The sequence below is a fragment of the Polaromonas jejuensis NBRC 106434 genome (genome assembly GCF_001598235.1).
Lineage (GTDB): Bacteria > Pseudomonadota > Gammaproteobacteria > Burkholderiales > Burkholderiaceae_C > Polaromonas > Polaromonas jejuensis.
Genome location: NZ_BCYO01000024.1, coordinates 35959 through 61326 on the forward strand (window position 1 = coordinate 35959; position 25368 = coordinate 61326).

A 25368-nucleotide genomic window follows, 5' to 3' on the forward strand; every position below is an offset into this window, starting at 1 on the left:
CCCATGAAAACCGCCGCATCCGCCTCAGGGCCCCTGGCTTCGCAGGTCGATCACCTGGTGGTGGTCGCGGCCAGCCTGGCCGAGGGCGTGCAGTGGTGCGAAGACCTGCTGGGCATCACGCCCGGGCCGGGCGGCGAACATGGGCTGATGGGCACGCACAACCGTCTCGTCCCGGTGACGTCAGCCTTGTTCCCGCGGACCTATCTTGAAATAATTGCTATTCATTCAGGAGCACCCTGCGCCCGTGCCGAGGGCGCAAAGCGCTGGTTTGACATGGATGACCGGGAATTGCAGCTGCGGCTGGACAAGAACGGACCGCAACTGGCGCACTTTGTCGCCAGCACCACGCAGGCGCAGGCCGGCGTGCGTGCCCTGGCCCGCCTCGGGCTGGAGCGGGGTGAGGTGCTGCCAGCCTCTCGCATGACGCCGCAAGGCCTGCTGGAATGGCAGATCACCGTGCGCCATGATGGCCAGCGGCTTTTTTACGGCACGCTGCCCACGCTGATCCAGTGGGGCGCGGTGCACCCGACGCCCGGCATGGCACCTTCGGGCATCACCCTGCAGGCGCTGCAGGCACAGCACCCGCGGCCCGAGGTGCTGCGCGCCGCTTACGCGGCGATCGGGCTGACGGATGTGGAAGTCATGCAGGGCCCGCCCAATCTCATCGCCACGCTGCAAACGCCGCGCGGCCTGCTCACGCTTGAATCAAGGGGAATCTAGATGTTGACGTTTCAGGAACTCGCCTTCTTTGCACTCGCCGCCCTGGTGCTGGTGCTCACGCCCGGCCCCAACATGATTTACTGCATCTCGCGCACCCTGTGCCAGGGCCGCGGCGCCGGGCTGGTGTCACTGGGCGGCGTGGTGCTGGGCTTTGTGGTGCATTTGCTGGCGGCCTCGTTCGGCCTGACCGCGCTGCTGCTGGCCGTGCCGCTGGCGTTTGACACCATCAAGATGGCAGGCGCGGCTTACCTGCTGTGGCTGGCCTGGCAGGCCGTCAAGCCGGGCGGACTAGCCCCATTTGAGACGAGGGAGCTGCCGCACGACCCGCCACGCACGCTGTTCCTCATGGGCTTGATGACCAATCTGCTCAATCCCAAGGTGGCGATGTTTTACCTGTCTTTTTTCCCGCAGTTCCTGCATCCGGAGCGCGGCGAGTTGCTGCTGCAAAGCCTGACTTTGGGCGCCGTGCAGATTGGCGTGAGCACCGGCGTGAACACCATCCTGATCTGCTTTGCAGCGGCCATTGCCGGTTTCCTGAACCGCAACATCAGCTGGATGCGCGTGCAGCGCTATGTGATGGGGACGGTGCTGGGCCTGCTGGCGCTGCGCCTGCTGACCGAGAAGCGGGCGGCGGCATGAACGCCGCGAAGGGCCGCCCCGAGCAAGTTCAGCCCCCTCGGGGGGCAGCGCATTACGCGAAGCGACAAGCGTGGGGGCCAATGAACGCTGTTTTGCGCAGTGAACCTGGCGCTGGTTTGCCAGGCCTGGAAGACATTGAGGCCGCCGCCCGCGTCGTCTACCGCGAATTCCAGGCCACGCCGCAATACCGCTGGGGCCTGTCCAGCCAGCGCCTGGGCACCGACTGCTGGATCAAGCACGAGAACCACACGCCGGTCGGCGCCTTCAAGATACGCGGCGGGCTGACCTACTTTGAGGCGCTCCAGCAAGCCGGCCAGCTGCCCCAGGAAGTCATCAGCGCCACGCGCGGCAACCATGGCCAGAGCATAGGCTGGGCGGCACGCGCCCATGGCGTGGCCTGCACCATCGTGGTTCCGCAGGGCAATTCGCTGGAAAAAAATGCCGCCATGCGCGCCCTGGGTGTGACGCTGATCGAGCACGGCAACGACTTCCAGGAAAGCCGCGAGTTCGCCATCCGCCTGGCCGCCGAGCGCGGCGCGCACATGGTGCCTAGCTTTCACACCGATCTGCTGCGCGGCGTGGCCACCTACTGGTGGGAGTTCATGCGGGCCGTGCCCGAGCTCGATGTGGTGTACGTGCCGATTGGCCAGGGCTCGGGCGCCTGCGCGGCGATTGCCGCCAAGCTGGCCTTGAAGCGCAGCCTGCGCGTCGTCGGCGTGGTCAGTGCACATGCCACCACCTACGCCGATTCGCTGGCCACCGGCCTTGTGGTGGAGGCCCCCGTGACCACCCGGCTGGCCGACGGCATGGCCTGCCGCATCGCGGACCAGAGCGCCCTGAACATCCTGCTGCCGCATCTGGAGCGCATCGTGAAAGTCACTGACAACGAAATTGCCCAGGCCATGCGCGACCTCTATGCCGACACCCACAACGTGGCCGAAGGCGCTGGCGCCGCCAGTTTCGCCGCCGCCATGCAGGAACGTGCCCGGCTGGCGGGACTGAAGGTCGGCCTGACGCTCAGCGGCGGCAATGTGGATGCGGCCGTGCTCGCCGACGTGCTCAGCGCAGCCTAGGGCCCGTTCACACTATTTTTGCAAGTGCGAACAGGCCCTAATTGAGCGTTGGCATTTTTCGCTGAACGCTCAACCCGCCAGTGGCTTACAGCGCCGCCACCAGTTCCGGCACGGCGGTAAACAGGTCCGCCTCCAGGCCATAGTCGGCCACGCTGAAGATCGGTGCCTCGGGGTCCTTGTTGATCGCCACGATGACCTTGGAGTCCTTCATGCCGGCCAGGTGCTGGATGGCGCCCGAGATGCCGCAGGCAATGTAGAGCTGGGGCGCGACGATCTTGCCGGTCTGGCCCACCTGCCAGTCGTTGGGCGCGTAGCCGGCATCGACGGCGGCCCGGCTGGCGCCCAGCGCGGCGCCCAGCTTGTCGGCCAGCGGCGTCATGATTTCGTTGAACTTCTCGGCCGAGCCCAGGGCGCGGCCGCCGGAGACGATGATCTTGGCGGCGGTCAGCTCCGGGCGGTCGCTCTTGGCGATCTCGCTGCCGACAAAGCTGGACCTGCCGCTGTCGGCCACACCGGCCAGGGTCTCCACGGTGGCGGCGCCACCGCTGGCCGCCGCCGCATCAAAGCCGGTGGTGCGCACGGTGATGACTTTCTTGTCGTCCAGGCTTTGCACGATGGCAATGGCGTTGCCGGCGTAAATCGGGCGCTCGAAGGTGTCCACCGCATCGACCTTGGTGATGTCGGAGATCTGCGCCACATCCAGCAGGGCAGCCACGCGGGGGGCGATGTTCTTGCCCGAGGCGGTGGCGGGGAACAGGATGTGGCTGTAGTTTTGCGCCATGGCCAGCACCTGGGCGGCCATGTTTTCGGCCAGGCCATGGGCGAAATGCTCGCCCTCGACATGGATGACCTTGGCCACGCCGGTGATCTGGCTGGCGGCCTGGGCCGCGGCTTCGGCGCCCTGGCCGGCCACCAGCACATGGACCTCGCCGCCACATTGGGCGGCGGCGGTCACGGTGTTGAGGGTGGCGGGCTTGATGGAATGGTTGTCGTGTTCGGCAATTACAAGTGCGGTCATTTAGATCACCTTCGCTTCGTTTTTGAGTTTGTCCACCAGGGCGGCCACATCGGCGACCTTGACGCCGGCGCTGCGCTTGGGCGGCTCGCTGACCTTGAGGGTCTTGAGGCGGGGCTTGACGTCCACGCCCAGGTCCTCGGGCAAGAAGCGGTCGAGCTGCTTTTTCTTGGCCTTCATGATGTTGGGCAGCGTCACATAGCGCGGCTCGTTGAGGCGCAGGTCGGTGGTGATGATGGCCGGCAGCGTGAGCGCCAGGGTTTCCAGGCCGCCGTCGACCTCGCGGGTGACCCGGGCCTGGCCGCCCTCGACTTCGACCCTGGAGGCGAAGGTGGCCTGGGGCCAGCCCAGCAGGGCGGCCAGCATCTGGCCGGTCTGGTTGCAGTCGTCGTCGATGGCCTGCTTGCCCAGGATCACCAGCTGGGGGGCTTCCTTGTCGACCAGGGCCTTGAGCAGCTTGGCCACGGCCAGGGGCTGCAGTTCTTCGGCGGTCTCGACCAGGAGGGCGCGGTCGGCGCCTATGGCCATGGCGGTGCGCAGGGTTTCCTGGCACTGGGCGACGCCGCAGCTGACCGCGATGACCTCGGTGGCCACACCCTTTTCCTTCAGGCGGGTGGCCTCTTCGACGGCGATCTCGTCGAAGGGGTTCATGCTCATCTTGACGTTGGCGATGTCGACGCCAGTGCCGTCGGACTTGACGCGGACCTTGACGTTGAAATCGACTACACGTTTGACGGGGACGAGGATTTTCATGACAAACCTTTCAATATTGCTCAATCACACCAGGCGCGAGCCCGGTCCAGGTGTTCGCGGCATTCGCGAACCATGCGCGCGATCAGTTCGGCGCAGGTCGGCACATCGTCGATCAGGCCTATGCACAGGCCGGCTGAAACGACGCCTCCGTTGACCTCGCCGGCCTGCAGCGCGGCGCGCCCGCGCACCCCCGCCACCAGCGGTCGGATGTCCTCGAACTGGCAGCCGCCCGGGCGGTTTTCCATCGCCACCACCTCTTCCGAAATGGCGTTCCTGAACACGCGCGCCGTGTTCTTCATGGTGCGGAACATCAGCTTGGTGTCGCGCTCGGAGGCCGCGACCAGCGCCTGCTTGATGTTGTAGTGGATGGGCGCCTCCTGCGTCACGCAAAAGCGCGTGCCCATGTTGATGCCCTCGGCGCCTAGCGCCAGCGCGGCCGCCATGCCGCGGCCGTCGGCGATGCCGCCCGAGGCGATGATGGGAATCGTGAGCGCACGTGCCGCGATCGGCAGCAGCACCAGCCCCGGCACATCGTCTTCACCGGGATGGCCCGCGCATTCGAAGCCGTCGATAGAGACCGCATCGACGCCATTGCGCTCGGCCGACAGTGCATGCCGCACCGTGGTGCACTTGTGCACGATCTTCACGCCATGGGTCTTGAACTGGTCGATGAAGTCCCTGGGGCTGTTGCCCGCGGTCTCGACGATCTTGATGCCGCTGTCGATGATGGCATGCACGTACTCGGCATACGGCGGCGGTTTCACGGCCGGCAGGATGGTCAGGTTCACGCCGAAGGGGCGGTCGGTCATGGCGCGCGTGCGCTCGATCTCGCGCCGCAAATCGTCGGGCGTCTGCTGCGTCAGCGCCGTCAGCAGCCCCAGGCCGCCGGCGTTGGAGACCGCCGCGGCCAGTTCGGCCAGACCGACCCATTGCATGCCGCCCTGGATGATGGGGTAGCGGATGCCGAGCAATTCTGTGATACGGGTTTTCATGCTTTGTTTCCAGAGGTTGTTGAGCGGCCCCAGCTCACTCGAGCTTGGCGCCCGACTGCTTGATCAGGCGCTCCCACACCGGGCGCTCCAGCTTGTAGGCCGCGGCAAAGGCCTCGGGCGAGCTGTCCTTGATCTCGAAACCCATCGCTGCGATTTTCTGCTGCACATCGGCCTGCTGCGTGGCCTTGCGCACTTCCTCGGCGATGCGGTCCACGATGGGCTTGGGTGTCTTGGCGGGGACCGCAATGGCCAGCCAGCCGGTCACGCGGTAGGCCTCGTCCTTCAGCCCCTGCTCGACCAGCGTCGGTACGTTGGGCAAGGTGTTCATGCGGCGTTCGCCGGTCACGCCGATGGCCTTGACCTTGCCGGCCTCGATGTGCGGCTTGGCCTGTAGCGCACTGGCATAGGCCATCTGGATCTGGCCGCCTATCAGGTCCTGCATCATCGGCGCCTCGCCCTTGTAGGCGACATGGCTCATGTCGGCCTGCTGCGTCAGGCTCATGTGCGCGCCGGCCAAGTGCGGATAAGCGCCAATGCCGTAGGAGCCATAGGCCAGCTTGCCCTTGTTGGCGCTCACGTACTTCAGCAGTTCGGGAGCGGTCTTGACCGGCACGCTCGGGTGCACCACCAGCACCAGCGGCGCCGTGGCGATCTGGTAGACCAGCGTCAGGTCGCGCTGCGGATCGTAGGGCAGCTTCTCATACAGGAACTGGTTGGTGAGCAGCGAGTTGCTCAGCGACAGCACCATGGTGTGGCCGTCCGGGGCCGCCTTGGCGACCGCGTCGGTGCCAATGATGCCGGCCGCGCCCGGCTTGTTGTCGATGATGACGGGCTGCCCCATGCTGGCCGCCATCTTCTGGCCGATCACGCGCGCCAGCACGTCGGTTGCACCGCCGGCGGCGAAGGGCACCACCATCTTGATAGGCTTGCTCGGGTAGGTCTGGGCCTGGGTGGCGGTCCCGGCGCACAACGCGACGACTGAGGCTGCGGCGCAAAGCCACGCGCGGCGGTCCAGGAATCTGGAGTTCATGGTGTGTCTCCTGTTCGGGTTTTCAAAATATGAGGGGGATGGGGCTACTGCAGGATCACCTGCGCCTTGAACGGCAGGCGCCCTAGCACCTGCTGCAGTTGCGCCTGCAACTGCGCTGCCAGCGTCCCGGCAGCGGCCGCGTCGATGACGACCTTGAGCGCGCTCTCGCCGTCGGCCTGCACCTGCGGGCGTGCCGCGGCAGGCAGGCCCAGCGCGGCGCAGGCTTCGTCCACCAGCGCATCGGCCACCTTGCGTGCGGCCAGCGCGCGCAGCTCGGGCTTGTAGATCTTGCCGACGTTGGTCATGGGCATATGTTCGATGATGACCACCGACTTGGGCCTGGCAGGCGCTTCGTCAACGCGCGCGGCGGTGAACGCGAGCAACTCCTCCTCGCTGGCCGAGGCCCCGGGCACCAGGGTCGCGAAGACCACCGGCAACTCGCCGGCATAGGCATCGGGCGCACCCACGGCCGCACACAGCTGCACCGCCGGATGGGCGCCCAGGGCGTCCTCTATCACCTTGGGGTCGATGTTGTGGCCGCTGCGGATGATCAGATCCTTGGAGCGGCCCGTGAGGTTGAGCCGGCCCTGGTCATCAAGCCAGCCCAGGTCGCCGGTGGCGAGCCAGCCATCGGCGGTGAAGGCCTTGGCGTTGTCGGCCGGATCGAGAAAACCCGAGAACAGGTTGGGCGACTTGAACAGCACCATGCCCTGCTCGCCTGCGGCCAGGTCGCGGTCGGAGGCATTGCCATGCTCGTCCAGCGCCACGATGCGCAGCCGCACATAGGGCAAGGGAAAGCCGACGCAGCCCGCCGGCCCCACGACCCCGGGGGGCGTGATGGTCGAGATGCCGGCCATCTCGGTCATGCCCAGGCTCTCATGCACATGCAGGCCGAACAGGCGCTCGAAGCGCGCGGCGAGTTCCGGCGCCAGCACGGCAGCGCCGGTGCGGCAGTAGCGTATCGACGAGATATCGGCGCCGTCCAGCGGCACATTGGCCAGCGCCGCCAGCACCGTGGGCACGGCCGACAGCGAGGTCGGGCGGTACTTCTCGACAAGCCGCCAGTAATTGCTGATCACCGCCTTGTTGCGCATCAGGGCGGTGGTCGGAATGATGACCTCGACGCCCGCCGACAGCGAGGCCAGCGAGGCCGGCAGGACCCCGGCCACATGGAACAGCGGATAGCCGTTGATGGTGATGTCGGTGTGCTGAAGCCCCTGCAGCTTCACGCTGGCCCAGGCAGTGAAGACCTGGGCGCCATGGCTGTGGCGCGCCAGCTTGGGTGCGCCGGTGGTGCCGCCGGTGTGGAAGTAAGCGGCGATGTCGGTCGGCGCGATGTCGCGGCCGCTCACGAGGCGGTCGGCCGGCTCACCTGCGCGCAGCGCGTTGAAGTCGGCCACGCCTTCGGGCAGCGCAGGTGCACTGCCTGGCGGCTCATCGTGCGGCGCCACGCGCAGCACCGCCCGGAGCGTGGGCACCTGGTCGCGCAGGCGCATGGCCTTGGACCACATGCCGGATTCGTCGTCCGAGCCCCAGGCGATCAGCACCTTGGCGCCGGCCGCGCTCATCAGCGACACCAGCTTTTCGTCGGTCAGCAGCGGGTTGAGCGGCTGCACAATGCCGGCCGCCTCGCCGCCCCACAGCGCCAGGTGGTATTCGAGGCAGGCCGGCAGCAACACGGCCACCGCGTCCCCGGACCCGACGCCGAGTGCATGCAGCAGGTTGGCGGTCTGGTGGATGCCGGCCAGCAGCTGGGCATAGGACCAGCGGATCGGCGTGTCATCGGGATCGCCACTGCGCAGAAAAGTCAGCGCGGTCTTGTTGCCAAAGGCGTGGGCCGCGTTGCTGAATATCTCGTAGGTGCTGCGCACCGGCAGGGCCGTCGCTATCGGTGTCTGCTCAAGGCGGCGAACATCGTCGATGCTGCGGATCGGAAACGAGGGGGCAAAGGGGGGATGGATGGGGTTCACGCGATGTCTCCAGTCAGGGCTGTCATTACTCCGCAGAGATGCCCTTGTCACGAATCACCTTACCCCATTTATCATAGTCTTGACGCATGCGCGCGGCCATCTGGTCCGGCGACTGGTAGGCCGCGAAGGTGCCGACGTGCTCCAGCCTCTCCTGCACGTCTTTCTCCGCCAATATCTGTTTTACTTCTGCGCTCAGGCGCGCGACGATGTCCCTGGGTGTGCCCGCCGGCGCCAGCAGGCCGCCCCATGACACGGCATCGAAGCCCGAGATGCCTTGTTCCGCGACCGTCTTGACATTCGGAATCAGGCTCACGCGGCGCGGCGAACCGACGGCGATGGCGCGCAGCTTGCCTGCCTGGATGTGCGGCAGCGCCGCGACGAGATCGGCATACATCATGGGAACCTGGCCGCCGAGAAGATCGGTGATGGCCGGCACGCCGCCCCGGTAGGCCACATGCTGCATGTCAAACTGGCCCTGCGTCTTGAGCAACTCCATGCTCAGGTGACCGAAGCTTCCCGCGCCCGAGCTGGTGTAGTTGAGCTTGCCCGGCTGCGCCTTGGCATGGGTGATCAGCTTTTGCAAATCCGTCACGCTGGGCATAAGCGCCGGATTGACCACCATCACGATGGGCAGGTCGTAGACCGTGGCGACCGGCGCGAAGTCCTTCAGGATGTCGTAGCCGGCCTTCTTGTACAGATGGGGCGCCAGCAGCGTGGGCGTCGCCAGCATCATGAGCGTGTAGCCGTCCGGCGCACTCTTGGCGACGAAGGCCGCAGCGATCGACCCGGAGGCGCCCGCGCGGTTCTCGACCACCACGGGCTGCTTCAGGCGCTCGCCCAATTTCTGGCCCACAATGCGCGACGCCGTGTCGGTCGGTCCTCCCGCAGGAAACGGCACGACCAGCTTGATGACCTTGTTCGGATAGGCCTGGGCGAACGCCGCGCCGGTGAGCAGCGGCAGCGCCAGGGCGAGCAGGGAACGGCGTGTCAAGCCGAAAATGGATAACAGGGATTGCATTGTCTTCTCCATGGATAAAAGGGGGCGATTCAAACGTCAAACGACGCCATTCGCCTTCAACTGCGAAAGCTTTTCTTCGGACAGGCCGAGCAGTGACTGAAGCACCTCGCGCGTCCCTTCGCCCAGCTGCGGCGGCGCGCTGCGCACCGGCAGGCGCTCACCGTCGAAGCGGTAGGGCGGCGCCAGCACGTTGACGCTGCCAGCCTCGGGATGCGGCTGCGTCGTCACGAGGCCGGCATCGGTTGCGCGTTTCGAGGTCAGCGCCTCGTGCAGGCCTAGCACCTCGCCGCAGGGAATGCCGGAGCGGGTCAGCTGTTCGAGCAGCTGCTTGCGCTTGCGGCGCCCGAGCTCGCGGTTGATCTCTGGCATCAGCGCCGCCCGGTTCGCCGAGCGCAGGATGTTGGTCTTGAAGCGTTCATCGGCCGCCAGGTCGGGCCGCTCTATCACCTCGGTGCAAAAGCGTGCGAACTGGCTGTTGTTGCCGACCGTGATCACCAGCGGCCCGTCTTGCGCATCGAAGACGCCGTAGGGCACGATGGACGGGTGCGCGTTGCCGTAGCGCGGCGGGTCTTCGCCCATCAGCAGCGCCTCGAGGCCGTAGTAGGCGGTGATCATCAGCCCGCAATCGAACAGCGCCATCTCGATGTGACGGCCCTTGCCGGTTTTGTGGCGCTCGAACAGCGCGGCCAGAATGGCCTGGGCCGAGTACATGCCGGTGAACAGGTCGACCGCGGCCACGCCGAATTTCAGCGGCGGCTGGTGGGCTTCGCCGTTGAGCGCCATCAGTCCGGCCTCGCCCTGCACGACCAGGTCGTAGCCGGGGCGTGCGGCCTCCGGCCCGGTGCGGTCGTAGCCGGAGATCGAGCAGTAGATCAGCCCGGGCTGCTCTTCGCGCAGGCGCTCGTAGCCGAGGCCCAGCTTGTCGATGCCGCCGTACTTGAAGTTCTGGATCACGACGTCGCTTTTCCGTGCGAGTTCACGCGCGATCTCCTGGCCTTCGGCGGTCTGCAGGTCGAGCGTGACCGAGCGCTTGTTGCGGTTGACGCTGTTGAAGTAGGCCGTCTCGGTGGAGCCGACGCGCAGGCCCCAGTCGCGCGTGTCGTCGCCGCGCCCGGGGTGTTCGACCTTGATCACCTCGGCGCCGAGGTCGGCCAGCACCATGCCGCACCAGGGGCCGGCAAGGATACGGGACAGATCGAGAACGCGTACGCCGGCCAGCGGTAGCGAGGAATTCATCGTTGACATGGCAACTCCAGGGGTTCAGGAATCCATTGCATGGCTGCGCAATGAAAGGACATGATTGGCATCAAGGCGCGTTCGGCTTGCCACGCAGCAGGGCGAAATCCGGCGTGCGTTTGGCAAGGAAGGCGCCTATGCCTTCGGCCGCCTCGTCGTCGGCCTGCGATTCGACCATCAGCTGCGCCTCCAGCGCCATTTGGGCTTCCAGATCGGCACCATAGGCATGGTGGCACAGGGCCTTGATGCGGGCGTTGGCCCGCGTCGGGCCACTGGCGATGCGGGCCGCCAGGGCGACCGCCTCGGCCAGTGCCGCACCCTGTTCGCTGAGCCGGTTGACGGCGCCCAGCGCATGCAGGCGTTCGGCCGGCACGCGGTCGCCGGTCAGGCACAGCTCGGTCAGCACCTGGCGCGAGACGAACTCCGCCAGAAAGGCGGTGGCGCCGCCATCCGGCGTCAGGCCGACCTTGACGTAGGCGACAGAGAAGAAGGCGTTGCGCGCCACCACCAGCATGTCGCAGGCGAGCGCGATCGACACGCCCGCACCGGCCGCACCGCCTTCGACGGCGGCAATCACCGGCTTGCCGCAATCGCGGATGGCGCGAATCATGCCGTGCAGGCCTTCGAGCTTCTCGCGCCGCTGCGCGGGCGCCAGTTGGCGGCGGGTCGCCAGCTGGTTCAGGTCGCCGCCCGAGCAGAAGAAATCGCCGACGCCGGTCAGCACGATGGCGCCGACCTCGGGGTCGGCCGCTGCGGCGGCCAGTGCGGCCGGCAGCTCGGTGTACAGGCCGGCCGTGATGGCGTTGCGCGCGGCCGGGTTGTTGTTGACCAGGATGCGGACGGCGCCCTCCTGGCGGATCAGCACTGAATTGCTCATGCGGCGGCTTCCTTTTCCAGCGTCCTGGAGCGCTGAAGATGATGGTCTTTGATGTGTTCGCAGTTCATGACGGTTCTCTCATTGCGTTGCACTTTCGGGATCGCTCAGATACACATCGCGCAGCTCACGCTTGAGCACCTTGCCGATGGCGCTGCGCGGCAGTTCGTCGAGGTGGCGCAGGTCGGCCAGGCGCTGCGTCTTGCCGGCGCGCGCGTTGTACCAGGCCATGAGTTGTGCCGGCGTTTCGGCGGCGTCCGCGTGCCGCACAACGAAGGCCACCGGTGTCTCGCCCCATTGCTCCGACGGCACGCCGATGACGGCCACGTCCTGCACCCCCGGATGGGCGCGCAGCCCGGCCTCGATGTCGCTCGGATAGATGTTGAAGCCGCCGCTGATGATCATGTCCTTGCGGCGATCCACCAGCGTGAGGAAGCCGTCGGCGTCGAAGCGGCCGACGTCACCCGTGCGGATGAAGCGCTTGCCGGTTCGATCGAACCATTCGGCCTCCCGCGTCTTTTCGGGCTGGTTGTGGTAGCCGGTCATCATGCCGGCCGAATGCCCCACGACCTCGCCGGTCGAACCCGGCGGCAGTTCGCGTTCCTCTTCGTCGATGAGCCTGATGTCGCTGCCTTGGGCGGGCTGGCCCACGGTGTGGAGCTTGTCCGGATGCTCGTGCGCGGAGAGGATGCAACTGCCACCGCCCTCGGTCATGCCGTAGAACTCGACCAGGCCGCCGGGCCAGCGGGCCAGCACGTCGGCTTTCAGCGAGGCATGGAACGGCGCGCTGGTGCAGAACTTGAAGCGGAAGGACGACAGGTCGAAGTCGCCGAAGCGCGGGTGGGCCATGATGCGCTGGTATTGAACCGGCACCAGCATCGAATGCGTCGCGCGGATGCGCTGGGCGAGCGCCAGGTAACCCAGTGCGTCGAACTTCGGCATCAACCGCACGCAGCCGCCCCATCCCAGCGTGGGGAAAAACGAGACGAGCGTGGTGTTGGAGTACAGCGGCGTGGCCAGCAGCGTCACGCTGTCGCGGCCATAACCGTAGGCCAGTCCGCGCTGGATGTGCGCCCAGCGCATGCCATGCGATTGCACGATGCCTTTGGGCGTGCCGGTGGTGCCTGAGGAATAGATGATGTTGAAAGGGTCTTGCGGCGAGACCTCGACGGGTTGGGGCCGCGAGCCCTCGGGCGCGAGCCAATCCTCGAAGCGGCGGCCGGCGGTCACGCCGTCGAGGGCAATGCGCGTGGGCGCATCACCGTCGCCTGGCGACGGAGGCAGCAGCGCCGCCGCTGCGGCATCGGCGAACAGACCGCGCGCGTTTGCATCGTGCAGCATCGCGGCCAGGCTCGCGGCGGTGACCGAAGGCGCCAGCGGCGCGGGCACAACACCCGCTCGAAGCGCACCCAGGAAAACGGCCGCATAGCGCACCGAGGGCGTTGCGCACAGGGCGATGACATCGCCCGGCTTCAACCCGTCAAGCTGCAGTGCCGCGGCGACGCGATCCATCAACACGTCGAGCGCGGCGTAGTCCAGGGTTTGCTCGGCGTCGCACAGGGCGAGAGCATGCGGGCGCTGATGGGCATGCTCTCGCACCAGGTCCGACAGGCTGCGAAACGGCGGCAGCGCCGCGGTGGGGTTCTGGCTGCTCATGCTGCGCCGTACCTCAATCGAGTTGCGCGCCGGATTGCTTCACGAGGGCCTCCCATACCGGCCAGTCCTTGCGGTAGGCGGCGGCGAAAGCTTCGGGCGTGCTCCCCACCGACCGGAATCCCATGCCCTCGATGCGTTCGCGCACGTCTGGCAGTGCGCAGATGGCGCCCACTTCCCTGGCCATGCGCTGCACGATCTCGGCCGGTGTCCTGGCGGGCGCCGCCATGCCCACGAAACCGACGACGCGGTAGGCATCGTCCTTCAGGCCCTGCTCCTGCAGCGTCGGCACGTCGGGAAGAATGCCCATGCGCTGTTCACCCGTGACGCCGATGAGCCGGAGCTTGCCCGCTGCCGCGTGCGCCTTGGTGCCCAGCGCGCTGGCGAAGGCGATCTTGATCTGCCCGCCGATCAGGTCCTGCAGCATCGGCGCCTCGCCGCGGTAGGCCGCGTGCGCCATGTCCGCGTCCTGGCTCCGGCTCATGAAAGCGCCGCCAAGATGGGCGTAGGAACCGATGCCCCACGAGCCATACGACAACTTGCCCTTGTTTTGCTTGATGTAGGCCAGCAGTTCCGGACCGTTGCGGACCGGCAGGCTCGGATGGACGGCCAGCGTCACCGGCGCGGAAGCGATCAGCGAAACCAGCGACAGGTCGCGTCGCGGGTCGTAGGGCAGCTTCTGGTAGAGGAACTGGTTGATCAGCAGCGATGTGCTCAGCGACACCGCGAAGGTGTAGCCGTCGGCCGGCGCCTTCGCCACCGCCTCGGTGCCCAGGATGCCGCCGGCGCCGCTTCGGTTGTCGACCAGCATCGGCTGGCCCAGGCGCGACGAGAGCTTCTCGCCCACCACGCGAGCCACGATGTCGGTGGCGCCGCCGGCATTGAAAGGCACAATGAGGCGCACCGGCCTGCCGGGCCAGGCGGCCTGGGCGCGCACGAGCGGCCCGAAACCGAGAGAGGCGCCGGCGAAGGCGGTGCGCGCCAGCCATTGGCGGCGTGAAGGATCGACGAGATGAGATTGCATTGAGGCCCCCTGAGGTGTGCGTTCAGTTCTTTGCTGAATCTTTGGTTGCTGAACCGTTTCGCTCATGCCGCCACCTGCTTGCCGAGCGCGATGTAGCGCTGCAGGTGATGGTCTTCGTCGCCCAGCTGGTGGTCGATCATCACCAACCGCTTGGCGTAGTGGGCCAGCGGCAGTTCCCAGGTCATACCGATGCCGCCGTGCATCTGGATGCTCTCTTCCGCCACCAGCGTGCCGATGCGGCCTATGCTGAACTTGGCGGCCGACAGCGCGCGCTCGCGCGTCAACCGGTCGGCATCGATCGCGGCGGCGGCATTGATCACGGCCGAGCGGGCCTGCTCGATCTCGAGCAGCAGGTCCGCCATGCGGTGCTGCAGTGCCTGGAAGCTGCCGATCAGTGTGCCGAACTGCTTGCGCGTGCGCAGGTAGTCGAGTGTCGCGGTCTTGGCGGCTTCCATCGCGCCCAGGCTTTCCGCGCACAGCGCCAGCACGCCGCGGCCTATGGCGCGTTCCAGCGTGGTGTGGCCCTGGCCTTCGGCGCCCAGCAGCGCATCGGCGCCGAGCGTCACGCCGTCGAGCGTGAGTTCGGCCACGCGGCCGCCGTCGATGGCGGGACAGCCGCGCACGCTGAGTCCTGGCGTCTTTGCGGGAACCAGGAACAGCGAGATGCCGGCCTCGCTGTCTGCTGCGCCCGAGCTGCGGGCCGAGACCACGAACAGGTCGGCCTGCTCGCCCTGCGGCACCACGGCCTTGGCGCCTTGCAGCACCCAGCCGTTGCCGCTGCGCTCGGCGCGGGTCTGCACGCGCGCCAGCTCGTAGTGGGCATCGGGCTCGTCATGTGCGAAGGCCGCGATGGTCGTGCCGCCTATGATGTCGGCCAGCTGGGCCTTCTGCGCGTCGTCGCCAGCAGCCGAGATCGCTTCGCCGGCCATGACGGCGCCCAGCAGCGGCTCGACCACCAGGCCGCGGCCCAGCGACTCGAAAACCACGGCGACGTCGAAGCCTGCGCCGCCGAAGCCGCCGTCGGCTTCGCTGAACAGCGCGCCGATCACGCCCAGTTCGGCGAACTGCTGCCAGATCTCGGTGCTGAAGCCCTGGGCCGACCTGGCGATGCGGTCGCGCTTATCGAAGGCGTACTGCTCGGCTATGAAGCGATTCAAGCTGTCGGCGAGCATGCGCCGATCTTCGGTGTGTTCGAAGTTCATGGCATGTCTCCTTTACAGCCCGAGGATCATCTTGGAGATGATGTTCTTCTGGATTTCGTTGGAGCCGCCGAAGATCGACAGCTTGCGGTTGTTGAAGTAGCGCGCCGCGGCGGCCGATGCGTAGGCCGGACCGAAGGTCTCGCCTTCGTAGCCATCCTGCAGGGCCTCTGCGACGAAAGGCCGTCCATAGACGCCCATCGCGCGCCGGGCCAGCGAGGAGATTTCCTGGCGGATCTCGGTGCCGCGAATCTTGAGCATCGAGCTCTCCGCGCCCGGCACGCCGCCGCCGGCCACGGCCGCGATCACGCGCAGGTTCGTCGTCAACATGTTCTCGAGGTCGATCTCGACACGCGCCAGGCGCGCCGCGAAGGCCGGGTCTTCGTTCAGCGGCTTGCCGTTCTTCGTCTGCTTCGCCGCAATGCCCTTGAGCTGCTCCAGCGCCGCCACCGAGAAGCCCACGCCGGCGATGTTGGTGCGCTCGTAGGTCAGCAGGTACTTGGCGCAGGTCCAGCCCTTGTCCTCTTCGCCCACCAGGTTCTCGGCCGGCACGCGCACGTCGGAAAAGAACACCTCGTTGACTTCGTGTTCGCCGTCGAGCGTGATGATGGGCCGCACCTCGACGCCGGGCGTCGTCATATCGATCAAGAGGAAGCTGATGCCCTCCTGCTTCTTGGCCTCGCGGTTGGTGCGCACCAGGCAGAAGATCATGTTGGCGTGCTGGCCCAGCGTGGTCCAGGTCTTCTGGCCGTTGACGATGTAGTGATCACCCTGGGCATCGGTGCCGCGCACGGCCGAGGTCTTGACCGCTGCCAGGTCGGAGCCGGCGCCGGGTTCCGAGTAGCCCTGGCACCACCAGTCCGAGCCGTCGAGGATGCGCGGCAGCCAGTGGCGCTTCTGCGCCTCGTTGCCGTACTTGATCAGCACCGGGCCCAGCATGTTCACGCCGAAGGGCACGATGCGCGGTGCATGGGCCAGCGCGCATTCGTTCTCGAAGATGAACTTCTCGATCGCGGTCCAGCCGGGGCCGCCCCACTGTTCGGGCCAGTGGTTGGCGAGCCAGCCGCGCGCGTTGAGGATGGCGTGCCATTCCTGCATGTCGGCTTTGCTCAAATGCTTGCCGCTCGCGACCTTGTCGGACAGGCGCGCGGGCAGCTTGGCGGCCAGGAAGGCGCGCACTTCGCTGCGGAAGGCTTCTTCTTCGGGGGTGAAGTTCAGGTCCATGTCGTGTCTTTAGTCAGTTGAGGACAGAGCAAAATTGCCGCGCAATTTCTTGGTCTGTCCCGCAAGGTTTCAATAAATCTCGAACAGGCCGGCCGCACCCATGCCACCGGCGATGCACATGGTCACGACGGCGTACTTCGCGCCGCGTCGCTTGCCCTCGAGCAGCACGTGGCCCGTGAGGCGGGCGCCGGTCATGCCGAACGGGTGGCCGATGGAGATGGCGCCACCGTTGACGTTGAGCCGCTCCGATGGAATGCCGAGCTTTTGCTGGCAGTAAATGGACTGCGAGGCAAAGGCTTCGTTGAGCTCCCACAGGTCGATATCCTGAACCTTCAGGCCATGGCGCGCCAGCAGTTTCGGCACCGCGAACACCGGGCCTATGCCCATCTCGTCGGGCTCGCAGCCGGCCACGGCCAGGCCACGGAAGGCGCCCAGCGGCTTGAGATTGAGACGCTCGGCTTCCTTGGCTTCCATCATCACGCAGGCCGAGGCGCCATCGGAGAGCTGAGAGGCGTTGCCGGCGGTGACGAACTTGTCCGGGCCATTGACTGGCGCCAGCTTGGCCAGCGCCTCGTAGGTGGTGCCGCGCCGGTTGCAGTTGTCGGCGTCCACCGTGACTTCGCGGCGGGTCACCGCCTTGGTTTCCTTGTCGGTCACGGCCATGGTGGTGGTGCAGGCGACGATCTCTTCCTGGTAGCGGCCGGCGAGCTGCGCCTCTTCGGTCTTGCGCTGGCTCTCGGCCGAGAAGCGGTCTTGCGCCTCGCGGCTGATGCCGTAGCGCTGAGCCACGATGTCGGCGGTTTCTATCATCGACAGGTACAGCGCTGGCTTGTGTTCCACGATCCACGGGTCCATGCCGGTATCGCCGTCCTCGCGGGTGCGAATGGCCGAGATGCTTTCCACGCCGCCGGCGATCATGGCCGGCGCGCCCTCGACGACGATGCGGCCGGCGGCCATGGCGATGGCCTGCAGACCTGAGGCGCAGAAGCGGTTGACCGTGGTGCCGGCAATCGTGATCGGCAGGCCGGCGCGGATGATGCTCTGGCGCGCCACGTTGCGGCCGGTGGTGCCTTCGGGGTAGCCGCAGCCGAGGATGGCGTCCTCGATCAGCGCCGGGTCCAGGCCCGAGCGCTCGACGGCGGCGCGTACCGCGAAGGCGGCCAGCGTCGCGCCGGGGGTGATGTTGAATTCACCGCGGTGCGACTTGGTCAGCGGTGTACGGGCGGTGGAAACGATGACGGCTTCACGCATGGTTTTGCTCCTGGGCTGCAGTTATTCGGATTGATTGAGACTGGCGAAATCGGCACCGCGCTCGACCAGCTCGACCAGCAGCGGCGAGGGCTGCCAGAACAGCGGGTCTTCCTTGGCGAACTCGCGGATGTCGGCCAGCACCTTGGGCAGGCCCACGCTGTCGGCGTATTGCATCGGGCCGCCGCGGTGGCGCGGGAAGCCATAGCCGTAGAGGAAGGTCACGTCCACGTCCAGCGGGCGCAGCGCGATGCGCTGGTGAACGACGTTGGCGCCTTCGTTGATCATCGCGGCCATGTAGCGGCGCATGATTTCTTCCTCGGTGAAGCTGCGCGGCTTGATGCCGGCGCGCTGGCGCTCGGCGTCTATGATGGCCAGCACTTCGGGGTCGGGTTGCCCGGTGCGTGCGCCTTCGGGGTAGAGGTAGTAGCCGCGCTGCGTCTTCTGGCCGAACCAGCCGCGCTCGCAGATGCGGTCGGCCACCTGCACGTAGCGGACCTTCGGGTCGCCCGGTTTGCGTGCTGCGGCCTTGCGCTTGCGCGTGGCCCAGCCGATGTCGCCGCCGGCCAGGTCGGACACCTGGAACGGGCCCATGGGGTAGCCGAAGTTGCGCACGGCTTCGTCGATCTGGTAGGGCGAGGCGCCGTCTTCCATCATGTGGTCGGCAGCCTGGCGGTACACCGCGAGGATGCGGTTGCCGATGAAGCCGTCGCACACGCCGGCGCGCACCGGTGTTTTCTTGAGCTTCTTCGCGAGCTCGAAGCCGGTGGCCACCACGTCGGCGCTGACCTTGGCCGGCACCACAATTTCCAGCAGCTTCATGATGTTGGCCGGCGAGAAGAAGTGCAGGCCCACCACGTCGCCGGGGCGCGAGACGCTGGCCGCGATCTCGTCGATGTCGAGGTAGGAGGTGTTGGTGGCGAGCACTGCGCCCGGCTTGCAGACGCGGTCGAGTTCGGCGAACACGGCCTTCTTGACGGACATCTCCTCGAACACGGCCTCGACCACGATGTCGACCTGCGCGAGTGCGTCGTAAGACGTGGAGCCCGAGAAGCGCGCCATCACCGCCGCCTTGGCCTCTGGCGTCATGCGGCCCTTCTTGATCAGGCCGTCGTAGACCTTCTCGACATGCGAGCGGCCGCGCGCAAGGCTGGGCTCGTCGCGCTCGATCATGGTCACGGGCAGGCCCGCGTCGAGCATCGCCACCGCGATGCCCGCGCCCATGGTGCCGCCGCCGACGATGCCGGCCGACTCCAGCGCGCGCGGCTTGGCGGCTTTTGTCTCGGGCGCCTTCAGCACTTCGCGCTCGGCGAAGAAGGCGTGGATCAGGCCGGCGCGCTGCGGGCTGGCTATGCATTGCAGGAACAGCTTGCGCTCCAGCGCCATGCCCTCGTCAAAGGGCAGCGTGAGTGCGCCTTCGACGGCTTCGATGATCTTCATCGGCGAGAACAGGCCCCGGCTCTTCCTGGCGGTGTCGGCGCGCGCGGCTTCGAGCGCGGCGCGGCTGGTTTCGGCGTCGGCGAGCGCTTGCGCATCGCGCGTGCGGCGCACCGGTGCCTTGGCGGCGACCAGTTCCTGTGCATAGGCCAGGCCCTCGGGCAAGGCGTCGGCCCCTTCGCCCAGGCGGTCTATCAGACCGAGCGCCAGCGCTTCCCTGGCGCCTGCGTGGCGGCCGCTGAGCATCAGGTCGAGCGCGGCCTTGGCACCGATCAGGCGCGGCGCGCGCTGCGTGCCACCCGAGCCCGGCAGCAGGCCCAATGCGACTTCGGGCAGGCCGAGCCTGGCCGAAGCCACGGCCAGGCGGTAGTGCGCCGACAGCGCGACCTCGAGGCCACCGCCGAGCGCGGCGCCCTGGATGGCGGCCACCACGGGCTTGCGGCAGTTCTCGATGGCAAGGCAGACTTCGGGCAGCGATGGTGGCTGCGGGGTCTTGCCGAATTCGCGGATGTCGGCGCCGGCAATGAAGTTGCGGCCCGCGCCGACGATCAGCACCGCGGCCACGGCGGCGTCGGTTTCTGCCGCGGCTATCGCTTCGATCAGGCCGCGGCGCACATCCATGCCCAGGGCGTTGACGGGCGGGTTGGCTATGGTCACCACCAGCACGCTGGCGCGAAGCTCGGACTTGACGACTTGGGAATTGAGGCCTGAGGCCATGGTATTTGTCTCCGGGTTGAGAACCGCGATCGGGCTCTGGGTGTGAGCCAACGATTGTTCTAGGGAATATCGTTCTTGACAATCACCTAGATCGTTGACAGACTGTCAAGTAATATTTGACACTGGACCTCCATGGACCTCACCTCTCTGACCCTGCTGGTCGACATCCTCGATGCCGGCAACCTCAGCCAGGCCGCGCGCAAGCTGAAAATGACCCGCGCCAATGTCAGCTACCACCTGAACCAGCTCGAGCGATCGGTCGGGCTGCAGCTGGTGCGGCGCACGACACGGCGGGTGGAGCCCACCGAGGTCGGCCTGCGCCTGTACCAGCATGGCCGCAGCATCCAGAACGAGCTGCTGGCCGCAAAGGAATCGGTCTCGACGCTGGGACAGGCCCTGCAGGGCCGCGTGCGCCTCTCCGTGCCCAGCGGCTACGGCCAGATGGTCATGACGGACTGGCTGATCGAGTTCAAGCAGCTGTACCCCGGCATCGTGCTGGACGTACGGTTCGAAAACCGCGTCGACGACCTGCTGCGCGACGAAGTGGACATCGCGATCCGCGTCATGCCCGAGCCGCCGCAGACCCTGGTCGCGCGCGAAATGGGAGCGGTGCGCTACGTGGCCTGCGCCTCGCGCGCCTATGCCCAGACGCACGGCCTGCCAACCCAGCTGGAGCAGCTTCGCACCGCGCCGCTGATCACCTCGGCCGTGATAGGCCGCCAGCTGCGCCTGTCGGCCTACCTGGGCGACGAACGGCAGGAAGTGACGCTGGAGCCGACCCTCATTTCCGAGCATTTCCCCTTCCTGCGCCAGGCCATCCTGGCCGGGCTGGGCGTCGGCCTGGTGCCCGACTACGTGGTGCAGGACGACGTGCTGGGCGGCGAGGTGCTGACCACGCTGGATGCCTGGCGCCTGAGCATCTTCGGCTCGCAGCTGTTCATGCTGTACATGCCGAACCGCTACCACACCCGCGCCGCGTCCACCTTCATCGATTTCGTTCTGGAGCGCGCACGCGGCGCGGGCCGGCGGGCCGCGGCGCCCTTGCCAGGCTCGCTGCCGTCCGGCGATCTGCTATAAAAATCATAGCTTACGTCGCCCGGGCGACAAGGACCGATGGCCAGTTCGCTCACAATGGTGGCCATGGGAACCCTCTACCTTGTACGCCACGGCCAGGCCTCGTTCGGCGCCGACGACTATGACCAGCTCAGCGCGCTCGGCCGCCAGCAAAGCGTGCGGCTGGGCGAGTATTTCCGCCACAAGGGCCTGAGCTTCGAGGCCGTGCTGACCGGCACGCTGCGCCGCCATGTGCAAACCTTTGAAGGCATTGCCGAAGGCCTGGGACTTCAGACCGAGCCCCTGGCCTGGCCCGGTCTCAACGAGTACGACAGCGAGGCGGTGATCGCCGCCATCCATCCGCACCAACTGGAAAAACCCGATTCACCCGAGATGTACCGCCAGCATTTCCGGCTGCTGCGCGACGGCCTGACCCAATGGATGGCCGGTGTCGTCAGCCCCAGGGGCATGCCCAGCTACCAGGACTTCGTCAAGGGCGTGAGCAGCGCGCTCGACCATGTGCGCAGCCGGCACAGCGGCAATGTGCTGATCGTCTCCAGCGGCGGGCCGATTTCCACCGCGGTCGGCCAGGTGCTGGGCACCACGCCCGAGACCACCATAGAGCTCAACCTGCGTATCCGCAACAGCTCGGTCACCGAATTCAGCTTCACGCCCAAGCGCCACATGCTGCTGACCTACAACACCCTGCCGCATCTGGACGCGCCTGAACACGCCAGCTGGGTGACTTACGCCTGAGTACGCTGAATACCCGCTATTGATGTTTCCCTGTTTCGTTGCACCACACCGTTCGGGCTGAGTTTGTCCAAGCCCTTCGACGAGTTCAGGACGGCAGCAAAGGCAGGTCGGCCTTTTTAAGCGTGCGCAACACAAAGCTGGACTTGCTGTGGCGTATGCCCTTGATCTTGTAGAGCCGCTCGCGCAGCAGGCGCTCATAGTCCTTGGTGTCGTGCACGGCGATGCGCAGCAGGTAGTCGTATTCGCCCGACACCAGCCAGGCCTCGATCACTTCGGGAATGGCGGCCAGGGTTTCGCCGAATTTTTCCAGCGTGTTGTCGGAATGGCTGTCCAGCGTGACCTGCACCATCACCGTGTCGCCAAGGCCCAACGCTTGCGCATTGAGCCGCACGGTATAGCCCTCGATCACGCCGGCCTCTTCCATTTTCTTGATGCGGCCCCAGCAGGGCGAGGGACTCAGGCCGACGGCCTGCCCGATCTCCTGCAGGCTGGCGCGCGCATCGGACTGCAACACCTGAAGGATTTTCCGGTCAAATATATCCATACAGATAATTTATCTGATTTTTTCTATTTGGAAGATTTTTTATCTTCAATTTTAAAATCAGGCAGCAAATCCGGCAGATCCTTCCAGACGATCTGGTGGATACTTTGAGTCATGGCAGCGGGCTTACCGGCACGGCTGACAGGACAAATCCCCCAGCAGGTTACCGCCCGCTGGGGGCTTTGATTTTGGGGATTGGGCGACGCGCCCGGAATTCAGAACGCCGTATGGTTGCTCAGCGTGCCGGGGGGCAGCTGATCGACCTGCACCAACAGCTGCGCCAGGCTGCGCCCCATGGCGCCCAGGAGCGCCCGGCCTTTTTCGGCCGTGGCGGCCGCGGCATTGCCCACCGCGCCCTGCGGGTTGTAGTCCTGCATCTGCCAGGCCAGCTTGGCGCTGCGGCCATCGCCGAGGATGCTGAATTTTTCAGCACGCTCCTGCGAGGTGGAATGAAAATCCTGCGCCTGGGCCATATCCACCTGCTCCGGCTTGAGCGCCAGCATCATCGAGGTCTCGATCTCGCCGGCATGAATGCCGAAGCGGTGCTCGTGCGCGCTGAATTGGGCAGACACCGATGCACCGTCTTCGCCGACCAGGGGCAGATTGAACGAGTTCACGCTGTACACCAGCATGCCAAGCCGCGCCCGCAGGTCGCGCGCCACCACATCCAGCAGCCCCACCTGGCCGCCATGCGAATTGAGCAGCACCAGCTTTTTCACGCCCGTGGCGGCCACAGCCTCGGCCAGCTCGGTCCAGAGCCGGATGATGGTTTCGGCTTTCAGGGTGAGCGTGCCGGCAAAGCGCGTGTGCTCTGGGCTGAAGCCTGTCGATTGCGTGGGCAGAAACAGCACCGGCAGGTCCGCCGGCAAGTGCGGCAAGGCGGCGGCGATCACGCCCTCCACCAGCGTTGCATCCACATTGAGCGGCAGATGCGGGCCGTGCTGCTCGATCGCCGCCACCGGCAGCACCGCGATGGCACGGGCCATGTCGAGCCGCGCAAAGTCGGGGCTTTTCAGGTCGGCCCAGAAGCGGCTGGAAGCGGCTGGGGTAGCTGGGGCGGGCATTGCAGGGTTCATGGGCGTATTTTGCGGGCATTTCGGCAAGCAAGGCATCCCGGCCAACCTGACGACCCTCAATCAGTTCACCCGTACTTATTGAACCTGAAGCACAAACGTCAATAAATTCGCAAATACAAAGGGTCACCCCTCAGCATCAAAAAACCCCTTGTACATATTGATGTTTCTCTCTTCGTTCTTTGGAAGCAAAGAAACCGACTCCGTGGCGAAGGGCTCAGGTAGCCCCGTTCCCCTGGTGATCCGGCTGTCGATATACCAGTCGGCCCTGTGCCGCTTGAGGGCTTTTTCGATGAGAAAGCAGTTGGCCATGGCCCAGCTGGACGTCTTGAGCACGATGGCCCGTGGCTGCCCGGCGGGCGGGCCCTGGAACACCGGGGACGCCAGCGTGTCATCCGGGAAGGCCCGCCCCCTGACAGCCATGGCATAGGTACGGATGCCGGACTGCCGCTCCAGCGCGCGCTTGAATTCGCTCAGCTCATGCAGCACCGCCAGCCTGGTGTGCGCCGGCGTCGTGTGGTACGAGAGCAGCAGTACCGAGTCATTCCAGACATAGCCGTGACTGTGCCTGGGCAGGCCGGTGTTGATCTTCGCGACCGCGAACCGGTGCATCTCGATCATCGCGAAGGATGCGCGTCCGCTTGCCGCGACGCTCTTCGTTCCCACGAGGTCGAAGGCCGTGACGATGCAGGCGGGCCAGTCGATGGAGGGGCTGGGCGTCATGCGGCACTAAGCGCAGGCTATTGCAGCTTGGCCCCGTGTTCGGCAAGCAGCGCACGCAGTACGGAGCGATGGCAATGCGATTCGTCTTCACAATAGCACCCGACGGAGAAGTTGGCGTGCTGCGACAGCGCGGCCAGCAGATCGAGGGTCCGGCTGTTGTCGGGCTGGGCCATTTCGGCGCGGTACTTCCTGGTGAAGGCAAGCCACTCCTTAGGCGTTGTGGCCTGCTGGGCGAACTTCATGGTGTCGACGCTGGGCGCCAGGTTGGGGAACCAGACGTCGTACCAGTTCTGCGCGGCAAACGCTTCCTTGGGAACGCCGCGCGGCGGACGGCGGACCGTGCCAATGCGGGTGCCTTCATCCTCGAGTCGCGCGCTCCCCAGCCTGACAACACGAACCACCATAGCTACCCCCTCGGTTATGACGCCCATGCAGGGCGTGAGACTGGCGGCCAATGGCCAGCCAGTGCCCCCATCGGAAGTACGGGGATTGCGGGAAGTGCGAACTTTTAGCTCCGACGTAACTTGAGTACAAGTTAGTCTGCACTGAAACTTCGTTTTCAGCAGCTCACCCTTTCACCCGGCCAGGGACATCCTGGCCATTATCACCATGGGAATGGGTCTCGCCAAGCATGGTTTGGCCGTGCCTGGCGCGGCGACGGTAGCGATACGCGGGCCGGCGCTCAGCGCTTGCCCAGCGTCGACAGCACTGCGGCGGCGTCGGCGTCCTCCACGCAGGGCGTGACCGCGATCGGGAGCAGGTCGGCCCATTGCGCCTGAAAGAGGTACAGGGCCTTGGCGTCGCCAGACTCGATGACCGCGAAACCCTGGCCGCTCATGCCGTGCCAGCGTCCCAACATCTCCACACCCTTGGGCGGCGCGCCCCCGGTCTCCAGAAAACGCGCCACGGCGGCGCTGTAGCTACCCTGCGGCAAGGTCCAGCTGAGGATGTACTTCATGACAATCTCCAGAAATCGTTGACAAGGCTTGCCGCGGTTTGCACCTCGGCCTCGCGGCATCCCGAACCCATGGGCCGACCTGGGGCTTGGAAGCGTACTCCGCTGGTGAGCCAAACGAAAGCGAAGCCCCCTCTGCCCTTGTCTGTAAGGCGCTCAAGGGCTTCCCAGGCGAGTCGCACGGTCAGTTGTTTTGCTATGAATTTAATAGCTGTTTGCGGCCAGCATGCAAGGGCCAGAGGCATAAAACCGCGCATCCCCGATCCCGCACCCGATTGCGCCGTGTGGCAGGGCTGAGCAGCGCAGCGGCAGGTGGACCAGGGCAGGCACTTGTTTGAGCCGAAGGCGAGTTTGTGCCTGACCCCACCTGACGCGAGCAGCGCAAGGAACCCGAAGGGCCCTGACTTCGGCTCGCCTTTTCTTTGGTTACTTTCTTTTGGCGAAG

Annotated in this window: 24 protein-coding genes; 5 read left to right on the forward strand and 19 right to left on the reverse strand. The window is 66.2% G+C overall.

Translation table 11 applies throughout. The features are described 5' to 3' along the window. The first annotated feature begins 3 nt into the window (after nt 1-3). The 3 genes from PJE01S_RS19790 to PJE01S_RS19800 all read left to right on the forward strand — a co-directional run bounded on the left by PJE01S_RS19790 (nt 4) and on the right by PJE01S_RS19800 (nt 2432). Nucleotides 4-720: a VOC family protein gene (locus PJE01S_RS19790; protein ID WP_174548567.1), complete on the forward strand. Its 717-nt coding sequence runs from the start codon at nt 4-6 to the stop codon at nt 718-720. Then, a complete protein-coding gene (locus tag PJE01S_RS19795; protein WP_068835376.1) occupies nt 721-1359 on the forward strand; it encodes a LysE family translocator in 639 nt (212 codons plus the stop codon). It begins immediately after the preceding gene. An 80-nt stretch (nt 1360-1439) separates the two neighbouring features. After that, nucleotides 1440-2432 (forward strand): threonine dehydratase, encoded by a 993-nt coding sequence (locus tag PJE01S_RS19800; protein ID WP_068835377.1) that lies wholly within the window; start codon nt 1440-1442, stop codon nt 2430-2432. An 85-nt stretch (nt 2433-2517) separates the two neighbouring features. Here PJE01S_RS19800 and PJE01S_RS19805 read toward each other — a convergent pair whose 3' ends face one another. The 14 genes from PJE01S_RS19805 to PJE01S_RS19870 form a co-directional block, all read right to left on the reverse strand. After that, on the reverse strand, nt 2518-3450 hold the full coding sequence (locus PJE01S_RS19805; protein WP_068835378.1) for an electron transfer flavoprotein subunit alpha/FixB family protein: 933 nt from the start codon (nt 3448-3450) through the stop codon (nt 2518-2520). Next, the gene (locus PJE01S_RS19810; RefSeq protein ID WP_068835379.1) at nt 3451-4200 is read right to left on the reverse strand and encodes an electron transfer flavoprotein subunit beta/FixA family protein; all 750 of its coding nucleotides are present in this window, start codon (nt 4198-4200) and stop codon (nt 3451-3453) included. 20 nt (nt 4201-4220) lie between these two features. Then, nucleotides 4221-5192: an NAD(P)H-dependent flavin oxidoreductase gene (locus PJE01S_RS19815; RefSeq protein WP_068835380.1), complete on the reverse strand. Its 972-nt coding sequence runs from the start codon at nt 5190-5192 to the stop codon at nt 4221-4223. 34 nt (nt 5193-5226) lie between these two features. Continuing rightward, nucleotides 5227-6222 (reverse strand): Bug family tripartite tricarboxylate transporter substrate binding protein, encoded by a 996-nt coding sequence (locus tag PJE01S_RS19820; protein ID WP_068835381.1) that lies wholly within the window; start codon nt 6220-6222, stop codon nt 5227-5229. 44 nt (nt 6223-6266) lie between these two features. Further along, nucleotides 6267-8192, reverse strand: a complete 1926-nt coding sequence (locus PJE01S_RS19825; protein WP_157090399.1) for an acyl-CoA synthetase — start codon at nt 8190-8192, stop codon at nt 6267-6269. Nucleotides 8193-8217: 25 nt separating this feature from the next. Then, nucleotides 8218-9210, reverse strand: coding sequence for a Bug family tripartite tricarboxylate transporter substrate binding protein (locus tag PJE01S_RS19830; RefSeq protein ID WP_245660872.1), 993 nt, complete (start codon nt 9208-9210; stop codon nt 8218-8220). 36 nt (nt 9211-9246) lie between these two features. Continuing rightward, nucleotides 9247-10455: a CaiB/BaiF CoA transferase family protein gene (locus PJE01S_RS19835; RefSeq protein ID WP_068835383.1), complete on the reverse strand. Its 1209-nt coding sequence runs from the start codon at nt 10453-10455 to the stop codon at nt 9247-9249. Between the two features lie 61 nt (nt 10456-10516). Then, nucleotides 10517-11323, reverse strand: a complete 807-nt coding sequence (locus PJE01S_RS19840; protein ID WP_068835384.1) for an oxepin-CoA hydrolase, alternative type — start codon at nt 11321-11323, stop codon at nt 10517-10519. A gap of 78 nt (nt 11324-11401) precedes the next feature. Beyond that, nucleotides 11402-12976, reverse strand: a complete 1575-nt coding sequence (locus PJE01S_RS19845) for a class I adenylate-forming enzyme family protein (protein WP_068835385.1) — start codon at nt 12974-12976, stop codon at nt 11402-11404. Between the two features lie 13 nt (nt 12977-12989). Further along, complete coding sequence (locus tag PJE01S_RS19850) at nt 12990-13997, reverse strand: Bug family tripartite tricarboxylate transporter substrate binding protein (protein ID WP_068835386.1); 1008 nt, start codon at nt 13995-13997, stop codon at nt 12990-12992. A gap of 62 nt (nt 13998-14059) precedes the next feature. Continuing rightward, the gene (locus PJE01S_RS19855) at nt 14060-15199 is read right to left on the reverse strand and encodes an acyl-CoA dehydrogenase family protein (protein WP_068835387.1); all 1140 of its coding nucleotides are present in this window, start codon (nt 15197-15199) and stop codon (nt 14060-14062) included. Between the two features lie 12 nt (nt 15200-15211). After that, nucleotides 15212-16420, reverse strand: coding sequence for an acyl-CoA dehydrogenase family protein (locus PJE01S_RS19860; protein ID WP_068835388.1), 1209 nt, complete (start codon nt 16418-16420; stop codon nt 15212-15214). A 69-nt stretch (nt 16421-16489) separates the two neighbouring features. Further along, nucleotides 16490-17671, reverse strand: coding sequence for an acetyl-CoA C-acyltransferase (locus PJE01S_RS19865; RefSeq protein ID WP_068835389.1), 1182 nt, complete (start codon nt 17669-17671; stop codon nt 16490-16492). 21 nt (nt 17672-17692) lie between these two features. Further along, nucleotides 17693-19822, reverse strand: a complete 2130-nt coding sequence (locus tag PJE01S_RS19870; RefSeq protein WP_068835390.1) for a 3-hydroxyacyl-CoA dehydrogenase NAD-binding domain-containing protein — start codon at nt 19820-19822, stop codon at nt 17693-17695. Between the two features lie 132 nt (nt 19823-19954). Between PJE01S_RS19870 and PJE01S_RS19875 the strand changes: the two genes are divergently transcribed. Together PJE01S_RS19875 and PJE01S_RS19880 are read left to right on the forward strand one after the other, a co-directional pair. Next, nucleotides 19955-20899, forward strand: a complete 945-nt coding sequence (locus PJE01S_RS19875) for a LysR family transcriptional regulator (protein WP_068835391.1) — start codon at nt 19955-19957, stop codon at nt 20897-20899. Nucleotides 20900-20962: 63 nt separating this feature from the next. Next, a complete protein-coding gene (locus PJE01S_RS19880; RefSeq protein ID WP_068835404.1) occupies nt 20963-21631 on the forward strand; it encodes a histidine phosphatase family protein in 669 nt (222 codons plus the stop codon). A gap of 85 nt (nt 21632-21716) precedes the next feature. Here PJE01S_RS19880 and PJE01S_RS19885 read toward each other — a convergent pair whose 3' ends face one another. The 5 genes from PJE01S_RS19885 to PJE01S_RS19905 form a co-directional block, all read right to left on the reverse strand. Then, a complete protein-coding gene (locus PJE01S_RS19885; protein ID WP_068835392.1) occupies nt 21717-22175 on the reverse strand; it encodes an Lrp/AsnC family transcriptional regulator in 459 nt (152 codons plus the stop codon). 212 nt (nt 22176-22387) lie between these two features. Then, nucleotides 22388-23248: a creatininase family protein gene (locus tag PJE01S_RS19890; RefSeq protein WP_245660874.1), complete on the reverse strand. Its 861-nt coding sequence runs from the start codon at nt 23246-23248 to the stop codon at nt 22388-22390. A 123-nt stretch (nt 23249-23371) separates the two neighbouring features. Next, nucleotides 23372-23968, reverse strand: a complete 597-nt coding sequence (locus PJE01S_RS19895) for a hypothetical protein (protein ID WP_068835394.1) — start codon at nt 23966-23968, stop codon at nt 23372-23374. Between the two features lie 17 nt (nt 23969-23985). Beyond that, the gene (locus tag PJE01S_RS19900) at nt 23986-24372 is read right to left on the reverse strand and encodes a DUF488 domain-containing protein (protein ID WP_068835395.1); all 387 of its coding nucleotides are present in this window, start codon (nt 24370-24372) and stop codon (nt 23986-23988) included. Nucleotides 24373-24650: 278 nt separating this feature from the next. Then, nucleotides 24651-24926: a DUF3303 domain-containing protein gene (locus PJE01S_RS19905; protein ID WP_068835396.1), complete on the reverse strand. Its 276-nt coding sequence runs from the start codon at nt 24924-24926 to the stop codon at nt 24651-24653. Between the last annotated feature and the right edge of the window lie 442 nt (nt 24927-25368).